Source organism: Blastococcus deserti, from assembly GCF_042682525.1.
GTDB lineage: Bacteria > Actinomycetota > Actinomycetes > Mycobacteriales > Geodermatophilaceae > Blastococcus_B > Blastococcus_B deserti.
The window spans coordinates 166,490-180,611 of the sequence record NZ_JBHUHP010000010.1; the positions used below are offsets into that span (position 1 = coordinate 166,490).

Annotated in this window: 13 protein-coding genes and 1 pseudogene; 10 read left to right on the forward strand and 4 right to left on the reverse strand. The window is 74.7% G+C overall.

What is annotated here, in order from left to right; all coding sequences use genetic code 11:
- Position 1 precedes the first annotated feature (1 nt).
- Genes ACFSHS_RS11625 through ACFSHS_RS11635 form a run of 3 tightly spaced genes read left to right on the forward strand, consistent with a single transcriptional unit; the run spans position 2 to position 4,565 of the window.
- Positions 2 to 325, forward strand: a complete 324-nt coding sequence (locus ACFSHS_RS11625; protein ID WP_376875684.1) for a DUF6504 family protein — start codon at positions 2 to 4, stop codon at positions 323 to 325.
- Positions 325 to 810 carry an SAV_6107 family HEPN domain-containing protein gene (locus ACFSHS_RS11630; RefSeq protein WP_376875687.1) on the forward strand — a complete coding sequence of 162 codons (486 nt, stop codon included), beginning with the start codon at positions 325 to 327 and terminating at the stop codon, positions 808 to 810. The genes ACFSHS_RS11625 and ACFSHS_RS11630 overlap by 1 nt, the downstream gene beginning before the upstream one ends.
- The gene (locus ACFSHS_RS11635; protein WP_376875690.1) at positions 807 to 4,565 is read left to right on the forward strand and encodes a DNA polymerase III subunit alpha; all 3,759 of its coding nucleotides are present in this window, start codon (positions 807 to 809) and stop codon (positions 4,563 to 4,565) included. The genes ACFSHS_RS11630 and ACFSHS_RS11635 overlap by 4 nt, the downstream gene beginning before the upstream one ends.
- 866 nt (positions 4,566 to 5,431) lie before the next feature.
- Here the strand turns inward: ACFSHS_RS11635 and ACFSHS_RS11640 are convergent.
- Positions 5,432 to 5,638, reverse strand: coding sequence for a hypothetical protein (locus ACFSHS_RS11640; RefSeq protein ID WP_376876479.1), 207 nt, complete (start codon positions 5,636 to 5,638; stop codon positions 5,432 to 5,434).
- Between ACFSHS_RS11640 and ACFSHS_RS11645 the strand changes: the two are divergent.
- From ACFSHS_RS11645 to ACFSHS_RS11665, 5 genes and pseudogenes are all read left to right on the forward strand, one after another.
- A pseudogene (locus ACFSHS_RS11645) lies at positions 5,589 to 6,065 on the forward strand (DUF222 domain-containing protein); the annotation flags it as partial. The gene ACFSHS_RS11640 and the pseudogene ACFSHS_RS11645 sit on opposite strands and share 50 nt — an antisense overlap.
- 361 nt (positions 6,066 to 6,426) lie before the next feature.
- A complete protein-coding gene (locus ACFSHS_RS11650; RefSeq protein WP_376876482.1) occupies positions 6,427 to 6,804 on the forward strand; it encodes an HNH endonuclease signature motif containing protein in 378 nt (125 codons plus the stop codon).
- 138 nt (positions 6,805 to 6,942) lie between these two features.
- On the forward strand, positions 6,943 to 7,428 hold the full coding sequence (locus tag ACFSHS_RS11655) for a VOC family protein (protein WP_376875693.1): 486 nt from the start codon (positions 6,943 to 6,945) through the stop codon (positions 7,426 to 7,428).
- A gap of 67 nt (positions 7,429 to 7,495) precedes the next feature.
- Positions 7,496 to 8,248 (forward strand): class I SAM-dependent methyltransferase, encoded by a 753-nt coding sequence (locus ACFSHS_RS11660; protein ID WP_376875696.1) that lies wholly within the window; start codon positions 7,496 to 7,498, stop codon positions 8,246 to 8,248.
- A complete protein-coding gene (locus tag ACFSHS_RS11665) occupies positions 8,245 to 9,438 on the forward strand; it encodes an alkaline phosphatase family protein (protein ID WP_376875699.1) in 1,194 nt (397 codons plus the stop codon). The genes ACFSHS_RS11660 and ACFSHS_RS11665 overlap by 4 nt, the downstream gene beginning before the upstream one ends.
- Positions 9,439 to 9,468: 30 nt before the next feature.
- On the opposite strand, the gene ACFSHS_RS11670 is transcribed toward ACFSHS_RS11665, so the two are convergent.
- From ACFSHS_RS11670 to ACFSHS_RS11680, 3 genes are read right to left on the reverse strand one after another with little or no spacing between them, the layout of a single operon-like run.
- Positions 9,469 to 10,488, reverse strand: a complete 1,020-nt coding sequence (locus ACFSHS_RS11670) for a sucrase ferredoxin (RefSeq protein ID WP_376875702.1) — start codon at positions 10,486 to 10,488, stop codon at positions 9,469 to 9,471.
- Complete coding sequence (locus tag ACFSHS_RS11675) at positions 10,451 to 11,761, reverse strand: cupin domain-containing protein (RefSeq protein WP_376875705.1); 1,311 nt, start codon at positions 11,759 to 11,761, stop codon at positions 10,451 to 10,453. The genes ACFSHS_RS11670 and ACFSHS_RS11675 overlap by 38 nt, the downstream gene beginning before the upstream one ends.
- Positions 11,762 to 11,787: 26 nt before the next feature.
- On the reverse strand, positions 11,788 to 12,048 hold the full coding sequence (locus ACFSHS_RS11680) for a BatC protein (RefSeq protein WP_376875708.1): 261 nt from the start codon (positions 12,046 to 12,048) through the stop codon (positions 11,788 to 11,790).
- 213 nt (positions 12,049 to 12,261) lie between these two features.
- Here ACFSHS_RS11680 and dinB point away from each other — a divergent pair, with 213 nt between their 5' ends.
- Positions 12,262 to 13,545 carry a DNA polymerase IV gene (gene dinB, locus ACFSHS_RS11685; RefSeq protein ID WP_376875711.1) on the forward strand — a complete coding sequence of 428 codons (1,284 nt, stop codon included), beginning with the start codon at positions 12,262 to 12,264 and terminating at the stop codon, positions 13,543 to 13,545.
- Between the two features lie 125 nt (positions 13,546 to 13,670).
- Positions 13,671 to 14,081 (forward strand): DUF3040 domain-containing protein, encoded by a 411-nt coding sequence (locus ACFSHS_RS11690; RefSeq protein ID WP_376875714.1) that lies wholly within the window; start codon positions 13,671 to 13,673, stop codon positions 14,079 to 14,081.
- Positions 14,082 to 14,122: the final 41 nt, after the last annotated feature.

Here is a 14,122-nt window from a genome sequence, read left to right on the forward strand (position 1 = left end):
CATGAGCCGGGTGCTCGGTGAGGTCACCGGACGGGCGGGTGAAGAGGTCCAGGTCGAGCGCGGGCCGCTGGGTCCGGTGCAGTTCTGGCGGGGGCAGTCCCGTTACCTCGTCGGCGAGCTGCTCGACTCCTGGGTCGAGACCCCGCCCTGGTGGAGGCGGGACGCCGCCGTCGGTGGCGCCTCCGCCGAGCTGGTCGCCCCCCAGGAGGTGTGGCGGGTCGAGGCGGTGCGGGCAGGGCGTTCGCGGACCAGCTTCGCCGGGGTCTACGACCTCTCCTGGGACGCCGCGGGCAACCGCTGGTGGCTCGTGCGGGTGCACGACTGATGGGCGCCGCCCGGGCCGTTCCTGTCGGCCAGCTGCCGCTGCCCCCCGCCCTGCCCGCCGCGGCCACCCAGCTCCTCGACCAGGCCCACCGAGGGCTGGCCGAGGCGGCCGCGGCCACCGATCCCCGGCAGCGCTATGCCACGGCCCACCTGGGGGCCCTGCGCGGCGCCGCCGCGGTGCTGGCCGCCCGCACCCGGCCCGAGCCCGCCCGGCGACGTCCCCGCAGCGCCTGGGTGATGCTCGGTCAGGTCGCCCCCGAGCTGGGGGAGTGGGCCACCTTCTTCGCCGCCGGCGCCGCCAAGCGCGCGGCCGCCGAGGCCGGGCTCTCCCGGGCGGTGACCGAGCGGGAGGCCGACGACCTGGTCCGGGACGTCGGTGCCTTCCTCGCCGTCGTGGAGAGCTGCCTCGCCGCCCCGTACGGCAGCCTGCCCGCGCCCGAGCCCGCCCGGTCGCCGTTCACCCGGCCGAAGACGTCGCGGAGGTGAGCGACCCCTTCGTCCATCTGCACGTCGCCTCCGGTTACTCCATGCGGTACGGGGCCAACCACCCCGCCGACCTCGTGGCCCGTGCCGCCGAGCACGGCATGCCGGCCCTGGCCCTGACCGATCGCGACGGGCTGTACGGGGCGGTCAAGTTCGCGCTGGCCTGCCGGTCGGCCGGGGTGCGGCCGATCTTCGGGATCGACCTCGCCGTCGCCCCCGCTCTCGACGCGACGGTGCCCCCGGCGCTCGCGCACGCCCTGGGCGGGGAGGAGTCCGGCGCCCGGCCACCACGTCTGCGCGCTGCGCCTTCGCCCACCCGCCCCACCAGGGGTCGCCGGGTCCCCGCGCGGGGCGGGGCGAGCGTCGACCCGCGGCTGCCGCGGGTCACCTTCCTCGCCCGGGACGGCGCCGGGTGGCGCTCGCTGTGCCGGTTGACCAGCGCCACCCATCTGCGCGGCGTGCGCGGGGAGCCGGTGAGCTCGCTGGCGACCGCCGCCGAGCACGCCGCCGGGCTGATCGCGCTGCTCGGCCCCGACTCGACGGTGGGCCGGGCGCTGCTCACCGGCCGGACCGACCACGCCGCCGCCCATCTGGACGCCTGGCGCGCCGCCTTCGGGCCCGGCCGCCTGGTGCTGGAGGTGGTGCACCACCGCGGGCGCGGCGACCGGCAGCGCGCCCAGACGATGCTGCGGTTCGCCGCCGAGCAGGGCGTGCCGGTGGTGCTCAGCAACGCCGTCCGGTACGTCGACGCCCTGGACGCGCCGACCGCCGACGTGCTGGACGCCTCCCGCCGGCTGGTCGCGCTGGACGAGCGGCACGTCGACCGGCGCACCGCCGAGGGCTACCTGAAGTCGGGCAAGGAGATGGCCGCCGTGGCCGAGGACCTCGTCGGTCCCGATCGCGACGCCGCCCTGCGCCTGCTCGAGGGCACCGCCCGGCTGGCCGAGCAGTGCGCCGTCGACATCCGGGCCGACCTCGGCATCGGCAGCGTCCGCTATCCCGAGCTCGACGTCGTCACCACGCCCGCCGAGCGGGGGATGAGCCCGTCGCAGGTGCTGCGCGCCCGCTGCGGGGCGGGGATGGGCCGGCGCGGGATGCCGCCGTCGGAGCGGGTGCGGCGGCGGCTGGACGAGGAGCTGGCCGTGATCGACCAGCTCGGCTACCCGTCCTACTTCCTCACCGTCGCCGACGTGGTCGACCTCATCAAGAGCCTGAGGGTCCGGGCGGCGGCACGGGGCTCGGGGGCCGGCAGCCTGGTCACCTACCTGCTGGGCATTTCCGACGTCGATCCGCTCCGCTACGGGCTGCTCATGGAGCGTTTCCTCTCCCCGCTGCGCCACCAGCTGCCCGACATCGACATCGACGTGGAGTCGGCGCGCCGGATGGAGGTCTACGACGCGGTGATCGACCGCTTCGGCGCCGACCGGGTCAGCTGCATCTCGATGATGGACACCTACCGGGTGCGGCACGCGATCCGCGACGTCGGTGCCGCGCTCGGGCTGCCGCCGGCGGAGATAGACGCCGTCGCCAAGGCCTTTCCGCACATCCGGGCCAACCAGGTGCACGCCGCGCTCAAGGACCTCCCGGAGCTGCGGGCCAGCCGGCTCGGGTCCCGCCGCGGGGGTGGCACCGGCGATCTCGACCTGCTGTTCGACCTCGTCGCCCGGCTCGACGGGCTGCCCCGGCACATCGCGCTGCACCCGTGCGGGGTACTGCTCTCCGACGCCACGCTGCTGGACCGCACACCGGTGGAGAACAGCTACCTCGGCTATCCGATGAGCCAGTTCGACAAGGACGACGTCGAGGAGCTGGGCCTGCTCAAGCTCGACCTGCTCGGCATCCGGATGCAGTCGGCGATCGCCCACGCGCTCGACGAGGTCGCCCGGGTCGACGGCGAGACCGTCGACATCGACGCGATCCCGCGCGACGACCCCACGACCTTCGAGCTGATCCGCTCGACCCGCACCCTCGGGATGTTCCAGATCGAGTCACCGGGCCAGCGGGAGCTGGTCGGCAAGTTCGGCCCGCAGACGTTCGAGGACATCGTCATCGACATCTCGCTGTTCCGGCCCGGGCCGGTGAAGAGCGACATGGTCACCCCGTTCCTCATGGCGCGGAACGGCTGGCGGGAGACGGTCTACCCGCACCCCGATCTCGAGTTCTGCCTCGAGGAGACCGCCGGTGTGGTGGTCTTCCACGAGCAGGTGCTGCAGATCGTCTCCCGGATGACCGGGGTGAGCCTCGCCGAGGCGGACGAGGTGCGCCGGGCTCTGGGAGAGAAGGACGCCCATCCGGAGGTGCGCGCCTGGTTCGTGCCCCGGGCGCTGGACGCCGGGTACCCGGTGGAGGTCGCCGAGCAGGTGTGGGAGGTGCTCGCCGCCTTCGGGTCGTTCGGCTTCTGCAAGGCGCACGCGGCGGCGTTCGCACTGCCCACCTACCAGTCGGCCTGGCTGAAGACCCACCATCCGGCGGCCTTCCTCGCCGGCGTGCTCACCCACGATCCCGGGATGTACCCGAAGCGGTTGATCCTCGACGACGCCCGCAACTTCGGAATCCGGGTGCTGGGCCTGGACGTCAACGCCTCGGCCGACACCTACCGGGTCGAGCGCCTTGACTCTGACCCTGAGGTGCAGATTGAGAGTTGGTCGCGGCCGGAGTGGATGCCGGCGACGATGCGCGACCCGTCCCGGTACGGCATCCGGCTGGCGCTGGCCGACGTGAAGGGCATCTCCGACGACGAGGTCGCCCGGATCGTGGCGGGGCAGCCGTATCGGTCGCTGACGGATTTCTGGTCCCGTGCGTCGGTGTCCCGTCCGGTGGTGGAGCGGCTGGTCCTCGCCGGCGGATTCGACTCCCTCTACGGCTTCGGGGTCCGCGACCGCGAGGCCGGCCGGCCGCTCCACCGCCGCAAGCAGGTCACCCGGCGTGACCTGCTGCTGCAGATCGGAGAGCTGGACCGGTGGAGCCGCAGCGGCGCACGGGCCGGCTCCAGCGGTCAGCTCAGCCTCGACCTGATGGGACTCGAACTGCCCGAGGACGAACAGGAGCGGACCGGGCCGGACTGGGCCGAGGGGAGCGGGCTGCCGGAGTTCACCGACGCCGAGCTGGTCCGCGCCGAACTGGAGGTGCTGGGCCTGGATGCCAGCCGGCACGTCGTCGACTTCTACCGGCCGTTCCTCGCCGCGCTCGGCGCCGTCCCGGCCGGGGAGCTGCTCACCTGCCGCAGCGGCGCCGAGGTGCTGGTCGCCGGCGTCAAGGTCGCGACCCAGACTCCGCCGATCCGCTCGGGCCGCCGGGTGGTCTTCGTGACCCTCGACGACGGCACCGGCTGCACCGACTCGACCTTCTTCGAGGACGCGCAGGGGCCCTACGCGGCGACGGTGTTCCACTCGTGGCTGCTGGTCATCCGCGGGGTGCTGCGCCGGACCGGCCCGCGCGGGGCCTCGCTCCGGGCCACCGGGGCGTGGGAGCTGCCGGCGCTGCACGAGGCGTGGGAGGTCGACGGCCTGGAGGGGGTGCGCGAGCTGATGGCCGCCCCGGGGGAGTACACCGAGCGGGCCATCGCGGGGGCCGCGGCCTCGCACGGCTCGCGACCGGTCGTGGTCCGCCCGGTGCTGGTCCACCCGACCGGTTTCCGGATGTCGCCCTACGCCGACATCAAGCCCGCCGGCGAGGACGCGAAGGCGGCAGCTCGCCGGGCGGCGTCGGCTCCGCCCCGCAAGCTCTGGCACTCCAGCCCCGGAAGCTCGGGGCACTGACCAGTGCTGAGTCAGATTTCCCGTGGGCCGACCTCTGTCCGTCGGCGGAGCACGCGGGGGCGGTCCGGTTCGACGCCGTGATGGACCCGGGGCGCCGCGATGCCTACCTCACTCCTCGTCCTGGTGGCATTCGCAGCCGCACTCGTGGCAGCAGAGGACGTGCACACCCGAGTCGCAGGGCGTCGCTGAACTGGCCGGGTCGGTGATCACTGGACGTGCTCCTCGTCATCGAGCGTCAGGACATCGACTGTGCGTCATTTCTCACACTCCGCACCTTCGAAACGCCGATTCGTGACCGCGCCGAGACGCGCCGCGTCTCGGTGGGGCCACGCCCGCGGGGAGGCTGCCCTGCAGCCGTGCGGAGACGTCCTGAAGATCGATGGCCAGGTGTGCTGGCGAGAAGTCCCTTCGTTCGGCACACCGCAGTGACGACGCTGGCGGTGTGGCTCACGACTCGGCCGGCCACAACTGTGCGGAGTCCCTGACCGGGCCGCCCTGGGACAGGGGTGGCCGGCGGGGACGACCTTCCGTAGCTCTCGACCGTGAGACGACACTTCCCGGTCGCCGGCAGAGTCGTCGTCCGCTCTGGCAAGCGCCTCCGGCAGCGAGCTTCCTCGTCCAGACCAGGCAGAATTGTCGTACCCGTGCCGTAGCTTCGCTCATGTGTTCGAAGGCGGTGGCTTCGGTGTCGGGCTGACGGTGAACCAGCTCGACGTCCCCGCGTGGGCAGGCTCGGATCCCACCTCCGCCGACCCGTGGTGGCATCCGGCGCGCCTGGGTGAGCTCATGCCGGTGGCCGGGCGCACCGATCGCGAACTGGCGGAGGAGATGCGTCGGGCGAACATCGCCGACAGCCGGCTCTGGGCCTACCGGGTCGAGATGATCGCCGAGCTGGCCGCCCGGCGCCGTGACCACCGCGACCGCCCGCCGGGGGCACCCGGCTCGGCGTCGTCCTCGTGGGCGCGGTGCAGTTGGGTGCTCGCGGGCGTGTCCGAGTTCTTCGCGGACGAGCTGGCCATGATCATGAACTGCTCCCGGCCCGAGGCGACGAAGCTGGCCGAGGCGGCGCTCACGCTCGCTCACCGCCTGCCGGAGACCTGGGCGGCGCTGGCCGACGGCGAGCTGAGCTGGTCGCGGGCCCGGGCGATGGCCGACGAGGTCAACCGATTCGGCCCTGATCTCGACCCGCACCTCCTGGCGACGGTCCAGGCGGTCGTACTCCCGCAGGCAGCCGAGCTTTCCGTCGGTCGCCTGCGGGCCCTGGTGCGCGCCGAAGTGGTCCGCCGCGACACCGAGGCGGCCGAGCGCCGGAGGAAGCGCGCCGGGTCGGCGGCCGACGTGATGCTCCGCCGCTCGTCGCACGACGGTATGACCGAGCTCGTCACCGTCCTGCCCCAGCCGGTGGCCGCCGCGGTGTACCGGGCGGTCGACGACCATGCCCGGCAGGCCAAGGCCGACGGCGATTCCCGTCCGATCGGCCAGGTCCGCGCCGAAGTCATGGCGAACATGTCCCTCCGTCCGTGGGACGACTCCCGCCCGCCGGTCACCGCCGAGCTCCGCGTGCTCGCCCCGCTCAACGCGCTGCTGCCCGACCCTGCTGACCCCGCCGCCGGAGGCCGGCCGCCAGGAATCGCCGAGGTCGAGGGCGAGCCCGTGACCGCGGCACACCTCAGGGCACTCCTCAGCGCTCTCGACGCCGTGTGCCCCGGGGGGACTGCAGGAGCCGACGGGCGGCTCCCTGCATCTCGACCTGCTGGGCGCCGGTGGCGACCTCCTCGCCACGCTCACGCGGCGGGAACTCGAGCGGGCGGTGCGCCGCGGCTGCCCGGTGCACGTCCAGGGCGATTGCCGCTGTGCCCTGGTGCAGCGTCCGCCTCCGACGGAGAGCTACCAGCCGACCGCGCCGCAACGGCGGTGGACGACGGCCCGCGACCGGGGATGCCGCCATCCCGGATGCCAGAACAGGGCCGGCTGGGCCGATCTCGACCACGTAGTCGCGCATGCCGACGGCGGACCGACCGACTGCGCCAACCTGTGCTGCCTGTGCCGCCGGCACCACCGGCTGAAGACGCATGCCCCCGGCTGGAGCTTCCACCTCGACGCCGACGGCGCCCTGCTGGTGACCACGCCCAATGGCGTCACGCGGGTCAGCCGGCCACCCGGTATCGGCTTCCTGGAGCCGTTCGAGCTCGGGGGGCCCCTCTCGGACGCCGACATCGTCAGCGTCATGCCCTTCTGAGCGACCGCCCGCCGATGCGGAGAGTCCGGTGACCGTGGTGGGACGGGTGCGCGGCGGCGGCTCTTCCGATGAATTCACGGTCGGGCCACGGTCTACCCGTCAGCCGGAGAGCGAGCCGGACACGAGAGAGGACCAGTCATGCCCAAGCAGATTCCCTGCCTGTGGTTCGACGGCCAGGCCGAGGAGGCCGCCGCGCACTACACCTCGATCTTCCCCCACTCCTCGATCGGCGAGGTCACTCGCTACGGACCCGACATGCCGCCGCCGATGAAGGAGGGCGACGCGCTGACCGTCAGCTTCACCCTCGACGGGCAGGAGTACGTCGCACTCAACGGCGGGCCGCAGTTCCAGTTCAACGAGTCGATCTCCTTCCAGATCATGTGCCGCGACCAGGAGGAGGCCGACCACTACTGGACCCGCCTCACCGAAGGCGGCGAGGAGAGCCAGTGCGGCTGGCTCAAGGACAAGTTCGGCGTCTCGTGGCAAGTGGTCCCGGTCGAGCTGACGAGCCTGCTCAGCGACCCCGATCCCGGCCGGGCGCAGCGCGCCACCCAGGCCATGCTGCAGATGCGCCGCATCGACATCGCAGAGATCAAGCGAGCCGCCGACAGCGTCCCCGTCTGAGGAAGGCCCCCCGGCCCCCGCCCCTGCAGGAAGGCCGACGCGTGCCGGCGCCACTAGGCTTCGGTAGGTGCCGACGTCCCCAGCCACGCCGACCGCGGAGCAGTTGCCGGCCCGGACCGCCGCCGTCTGGGCCGCGCTGGACCCGCTGGTCGGCGCGGGCAGCGCGCTGCGGATCCTCGACGTCGGTGGTGGCAGCGGCATGTTCGCCGTCCCGCTGGCCCGCCTGGGCCACGAGGTCACCGTCGTCGACCCCAGCGCAGACGCCCTGGCCACCCTCCGCCGTCGGGCCGACACCGCAGGGGTGGAGGCCCGGGTGCGGGGTGTCCAGGGCGACGGCGACCTGCTGCACGAGGTGCTGCCGGTCACCGGCGACGACGACAGCGGATACGACCTGGCCCTCTGCCACTCCGTGCTGGAGGTCGTCGACGACCCAGCGGTCACCCTGCGCGAGATCGCCCGGGCTCTGCGACCGGGCGGCCAGGTGAGCATCGCGACGGCCAACCGAGCGGGCGCCGTGCTCGCCCGCGCGGTGGCCGGTCACCCCGTCGAGGCCCTCGCGATGCTCGAGGACCGCGACCCCGCTCCCGGTCGGGCCGTGCCCGCCCGCCGCCGCTTCAGTCCGCAGGCCCTGCTGGCCCTCGTCGAGGGAGCGGACCTGCGCCCGGGCACGTGGCGAGGCGTCTCCGTCGTCGCAGACCTGCTGGAGTCCAGCTCCGGGGCCGACCCGCAGGCCGTCCGGGCGCTGGAGGTGGCGCTGGCCGAGGTCTCGCCCTACCGCGACGTCGCCGCCGGCGTGCACGTGCTGGCCACCCGTCCGTGAACCCGCTGCCGCCCGACCTGGCGGTCCCGCCGTACGGCACGGCCACCCTCGCCGACGTGCTGCCCGCCGCCGTGGCCGCGATCGGCGCCCCGGTGCAGCGGGGCGACGTGCCCGCGGATCCGCTCGGCCTGACCGGTGCCCTGGGTGGCCCCCGCCGGGTGGCCGTGCTCCTCGTCGACGGCCTCGGCGCCGACCTCCTGCGCGCCCACGCCGACCTGGCGCCGACCCTGGCGGCGCTGAGCGCGCCGGCCGGCGACCTCTCCGCGCCGTGCCCGAGCACCACCCCCGTCAGCCTGGCCACCCTCGGCACCGGGCTGCCGCCGGGCAGCCACGGGATCCTCGGCTTCGTCACCGCCATCCCGGGGGAGGATGGCGCCGCCGGCGAGCCCCGCACGCTCAACCACGTGCAGTGGGCCGACGACCCCGACCCCGACGTGTGGCAGGCCCGGCGCACCGTCTTCGAGCACGCCGAGGCCGTCGGCGTGACCGCCACGGCCGTCGGCCCGTACGCCTACACCCGGTCCGGCCTCACCCGTGCCGTCTACCGCGGCGCGCGGTACGCCGGCGCGGTCAGCCACGGCGACCTCTGCGCCCTCGTGCTGAGCTCGCTCGCCGCGACGCCCCGCGCCCTGGTGTACGGCTACATCCCCGAGCTCGACCTGACCGGTCACGTGCGCGGCGTCGACTCGCCCGCCTGGCGCGCCCAGCTGGCGTTCGTCGACCGGGTCGTCGAGGAGCTCGTCGCCGGCCTGCCCGACGACGCCGCACTCCTCGTCACGGCCGACCACGGGATGCTCGACGTCCCCGACGCCACCCGGTTCGACCTCGACGAGCAACCCGACCTCGCCGACGGGGTGCGGCTGGTGGCGGGCGAGCCGCGGGCCCGCTACGTCCACACCGAGCCCGGTGCCGGAACCGACGTACTGCACCGCTGGCGTGAGGTGCTCGGCCGGCGGGCGTGGGTCGGCAGCCGCGAGGAGGCCGTCGCCAGCGGCGTCTTCGGCCCCGTGGACGACGCCGTGGCGGCGCGGATCGGCGACGTCGTCGCGCTGGCCCGGGGCAGCTGGGCCCTCACCGCCCCGCGTCTGGAGCCCGGGCCCAGCAGGCTGGCGGCCTACCACGGCTCGCTCACCGCGACGGAGCTGGCGGTCCCGCTCCTCGCCGCCGGGGGTCGTGCGCTGGACTGCTGACGAACCCCGTCCCATTCACCGCTCGCACGCTCAGGGCGAGCCTCTGGACGGGACCGCCGCGAACTGGACGTGCCAGGTGCGGGAGTGCGCCGCGTGCGTCGCCCGGCAGGTGAGGAGGTCGGCCGTCGTCGAGGGGCGGCTCTCCACGCTGGTGACCAGGTGCCCCTCCGGTGCGGCGAGGGTCACGGTCCACCGCTCGACCTCCGAGCCCGGCGGTGTGTGCTGCTCCACCGACACCACCGGCAGGTCGTCGATCCCCAGCAGTCCCAGCTCCCCGCGCGCGAAGTGCTGCGCCGCCTGGCCGGGCGCCGGCACACCCGCCCGCCCGCGCAGCCAGGGCAACGCCACCCGCCCGTTGCGGTGCGCGTCGACCAGTTCTGCTCCGTCGCCGGGCACCTGCCCGTAGTAGAACCCGTGCGGCAGCACCAGCACGTTTGCGGCGAACCGGTCGCCCCCGAGATGACTGCACTCCCAGACGTCCACGGGCCCCGGCGCGGGCAGCGCCCGGGCGAGCGGCCGCCCACGCAGCGCGCAGCAGGCGTCATGACCGCCGTGGGTGCACACCAGGTAGGTGGGGCCGGGGGCGGGCTCGCCGACCGAGCCGTCCCAGGGCGCGGTCAGCAGGTCGGCGTCGGAGGCCCGGACCGACCACCACAGCCCTTCCCGTCCGGGTCGGCTGTCGGCGTAGGCCCAGCGGCGTGCGGAGTCGGCCAGCCGGTCCCCGGGACGGCGGACCAGCAGCGGCCGCACCCCCTCCTCGCGCGCCCGCCTCGCCAGCCTCGGCGCCACCTCGGCGTCGAACCTCGATTCGGGCAGGGCGTCCCGTCCCCACGGCCCCGGCTGCTCGATGAGCAGCCAGCGCTGGACGGGCGAGGCGGTGGCGACGGGGGAGTCGCCGCGGGCCAGCGCCCGGACCGAGCAGCGGCTGCCGTCGAGCCGCCCCACCGGGCGGGCGGGGACGTCGGTGCGGCAGAAGTCCGCCGTCATGCCCTCCACCGGGTCCGCGGACGCGTCATCGGCCCGGCCCGGCTGTGTTCCCACGGGACCCATCGTGCCTGTCGTCGGTGCCGGCCCCGGCAGCCCTCCCGGAGTCGGGCACGGTGGCGACGGCCTCGGTGAGGAGCCGACGCGCCAGGGCCACGGCCTCGGCAGCCTCGAGGCCGGGCAGGTCGGCCACCTTCAGCTCACCGGTGGCGAGGAGCGCGGCCAGTGCCGGCCGGACGTCGGCGGGGAAGGAGATCGAACGCCGTCCGGCCAGCAGGGTCACGCCGCCGTCGGCCGCCTCCCGGAGGGAGCAGCGGAGCCGGCGGCGCAACCGCAGCACCGTCTCGGGGGTCAGCGCGGCGGCGGCCACGGACTGGGCGAGCGGGGCGACGGGCTCCGGGCGCACCTGGGCCCACGTGCGGGCGCGCAGCCGGTCGGCGACCTCGGCGGGGTCGACCCGGCCCAGCCACTCCTGCAGGGCCGAGACGACGACGGTGACGTCGTCGCGCAGGACGTCCGGGTCGGCCAGGTCGATGCCCAGCGGCAGGGAGCCGCGCAGCTGGGGGTCGTCGGCGGCCAGGGCGCGGACCAGGTCCAGGGCCGACTCGGCCGCCGCCCAGCGCGTGACCGGGTGGATGCCGACGGTCAGGTGCGCGCTGATCTCGCCGAGCGCGCGGGCGGAGTGCAGGTAGCCGCGCGGCAGGTAGAGCACATCGCCGGGCCGCAGCACCGCGTCGATGACCGGCTCGCGCTCCGCCGCCGCGGCGACCTCGGCGGCACGGTTGTTCCACGGCTGCGTGCGCAGCGGGTCGCGGAGCACCGGCTCGTGGATGGTCCAGTGCTTCTCGCCGGCCACCTGCAAGACGAAGACGTCGTGCACGTCGTAGTGCGGGCTGAACCCGCGCGAGGACGGCGGGGTGATGTAGGCGTTGACCTGGGTCGGGTGACCGAGGTCGGCGGCGAGCTGGTCGGCGAACTCGATCAGCGGCGGCCAGAGCCGGTGCAGGCCCTGGAGCACGACGGTGCTGCCGTCGGCGAACAGCCGCAGCACCGCGTCGGAGGACACCTGGTCGGCGATCTCGGCGCCGGCGCCACCGGAGGTGGTGAAGCGCTTGGCGTCGACGACGGCGCCGTCCTTGGCGATCCGCAGGAACGGGGTCCGCAGCCCGCGGCGGGAGAGCAGTTCGTCGACGGCGGACAGGTCGAGCAGGTCGGTGAAGGCCGAACCGGTGTCCTCCGCCCGGGTCAGCAGCGGCCGCCGGGCCCAGTACTCCTCGGCGAAGACGTCGGGGTCGATGTTCGTGCACCGCCGCAGGGCCGGGCGGAGCTCATGCTCCACCCGGCCCTGCGCGGTCGGGTCCTCGTTCAGGCCGAGCCGTCCGCGCCGCCGTCGGCACCGCCGTCCGCGCCGCCGTCCGCGCCGCCGTCCGCACCACCATCGGCACCGCCGTCGGCCCCACCATCGGCGCCGCCGTCCGCGCCACCATCGGCCCCACCATCGGCGCCGCCGTCGGCACCGCCGTCCGCGGGACCGTGTGCGCCGCCGTCCGCGCCGCTGTCGGCACCGCCGTCCGCGCCGCCGTCGCCTCCGCCGGGCGTGGTCATGTCATCGTCGTCGAGGGCCATGGGTCTCCGATCACATCGGTCGAGGGCCGTCGGCCGACGGCCCGCGGACGGTGCTGTACCTCACGCATCCTGCTCCCACACACCCGCTCCGAGCAGCGGCGACGGCGGGTCGGCAACGGCTCGGTCACGACGCCGCGTCGAGGTGCCGGGCGGGCCGCGAGGGCGTTACCGTCCTCCCGTCCGTCGAACACGCGTTCGAGACAGGAAGGGGTCATGGGTCCGTCCGCTCGCGCCGCCGGCTGCAGCGTCCTGCACGTCGACATGGACGCGTTCTTCGCAAGTGTCGAGGTGCGGCGGCGCCCCGAGCTGGCCGGCACCCCGGTGATCGTCGGCGGGGCCGGTAACCGCGGCGTGGTCACCTCGGCCACCTACGAGGCCCGCCGCTACGGGGTGCACGCGGCCATGCCGACCGCCCGCGCGCTGCGGCTGTGCCCGACGGCGACGGTCCTGCCGGGTGACATGGCGCTGTACACCGAGGTCTCCCGGTCGGTGATGGCGCTGTTCCGCTCGATCACCCCGCTGGTCGAGCCGCTGTCGCTGGACGAGGCATTCCTCGACGTGTCCGGCGCCGCCCGCCGGCTGGGCGACGCCGCCGAGATCGGCGAGTACCTCCGGGCCCGCGTCTTCGACGAGCAGGGGATCACCTGCTCGGTCGGGGTGGCCGGCACCAAGTTCGTCGCCAAGCTGGCCTCCACCCGCGCCAAGCCCGACGGCCTGCTGGTCGTCCGCCCGCAGGAGGTCATGGACTTCCTGCACCCGCTGCCGGTGGGCGCCCTCTGGGGGGTGGGTCCCAAGACCGAGGAGACGCTGCTGCGGCTGGGGCTGCGCACGGTGGGCGACCTCGCGCACGTCCCGGTGAAGACCCTGCAGCGCGGGCTGGGCGCGGCGGTGGGCGCGCACCTGCACGAGCTGTCGTGGGGACGCGACCCGCGGCGGGTCGTGCCGGACGAACCGGAGAAGTCCACCGGCCACGAGGAGACCTTCGGTACCGACGTCGACGACCCGGCGGTCATCCACCGGGAGCTGCTGCTGCTCTCCGAGCGGACGGCGGCCCGCCTCCGCTCCGGCGGGTGGCTGGCCCGGACGGTGAGCATCAAGGTGCGCTTCGCCGACTTCGCCACGATCACCCGCAGCCGCACCCTGGACGTGCCCACCGACGTCGGTCAGGAGCTGTACGACACCGCCCGTGGGCTGTTCGACGCGCTCGGGCTCGACCGGGCGCGCATCCGGCTGGTGGGAGTGCGGGCCGAGCGGCTGGTCGACGCCGGGTCCGCGCCGCAGCAGCTCGAGCTCGGCGCGCGGGAGCGCGGCCGCCGCGACGCCGAGCTGGCCGCCGACCGCGCCGCCCGCCGGTTCGGCGCCGGCGCGGTCCGGCCGGCGACGCTGCTCCACCGGGTGACCCGCCCCGGGAGTTCCGGGCCGACCAGCGCGGATGTGGTGTCCCGGCGGGCGCGGAACCGGGGCGGCCGACCGGCCGTTGACCCCCCTGAGGAGTGATCGCGGAGTGATCCTCAGGGGTAGCCGCGCGGTCGCCTTTCGCAGCCCGCAAAGGGCTCGTATCCTCGATGTCACCGTCGGCGGGAGCCTCCGACGGCCCTGGCTCCGCCCACCTGGAGGTCGACGTGCCGCTCTCCGAGCACGAGCAGCGTCTGCTGGAGCAGATCGAGCGCGCCCTCGTCGATGACGATCCGAAGTTCGCCTCGTCCGTCCGCACCGGTGACCGCCGCCTGAAGGCCCGCCGCAAGCTGCAGCTCGGCGCCGCCCTCGTCGTGGTCGGCCTGGCCGTCCTCGTCGGCGGCGCGGTCGCCCGATCGGTACCCCTCGGGGTCTTCGGGTTCCTCGTCGCGTTCGCCGGCGTCACGCTCGGCGTCCTGAACTACAAGTCCGCCACCGGGGTCGTGGAGGCCGGCAGCGCGCCGGCCGCCGGCCGCGGTCCGGCCGGCCCGGGTCGGTCCGGCCGCGGTGGTCGTCCCGGCCGCCAGCCGCTGAAGAACCGCCTCGAGGAGCGCTTCCGCCGCCGCTACGACCAGTAGCCCGGCAGCTCCACCGCCGCGGAACGCAGGGAGCCGCCGTC

Coding starts and splice junctions, on each gene's coding strand:
- ACFSHS_RS11680 (WP_376875708.1), bottom strand. CDS start 12,048: ATGGCCCTCGACGACGATGACATGACCACGCCCGGCGGAGGCGACGGC.
- dinB (WP_376875711.1), top strand. CDS start 12,262: ATGGGTCCGTCCGCTCGCGCCGCCGGCTGCAGCGTCCTGCACGTCGAC.
- ACFSHS_RS11630 (WP_376875687.1), top strand. CDS start 325: ATGGGCGCCGCCCGGGCCGTTCCTGTCGGCCAGCTGCCGCTGCCCCCC.
- ACFSHS_RS11670 (WP_376875702.1), bottom strand. CDS start 10,488: ATGGGTCCCGTGGGAACACAGCCGGGCCGGGCCGATGACGCGTCCGCG.
- ACFSHS_RS11655 (WP_376875693.1), top strand. CDS start 6,943: ATGCCCAAGCAGATTCCCTGCCTGTGGTTCGACGGCCAGGCCGAGGAG.
- ACFSHS_RS11625 (WP_376875684.1), top strand. CDS start 2: ATGAGCCGGGTGCTCGGTGAGGTCACCGGACGGGCGGGTGAAGAGGTC.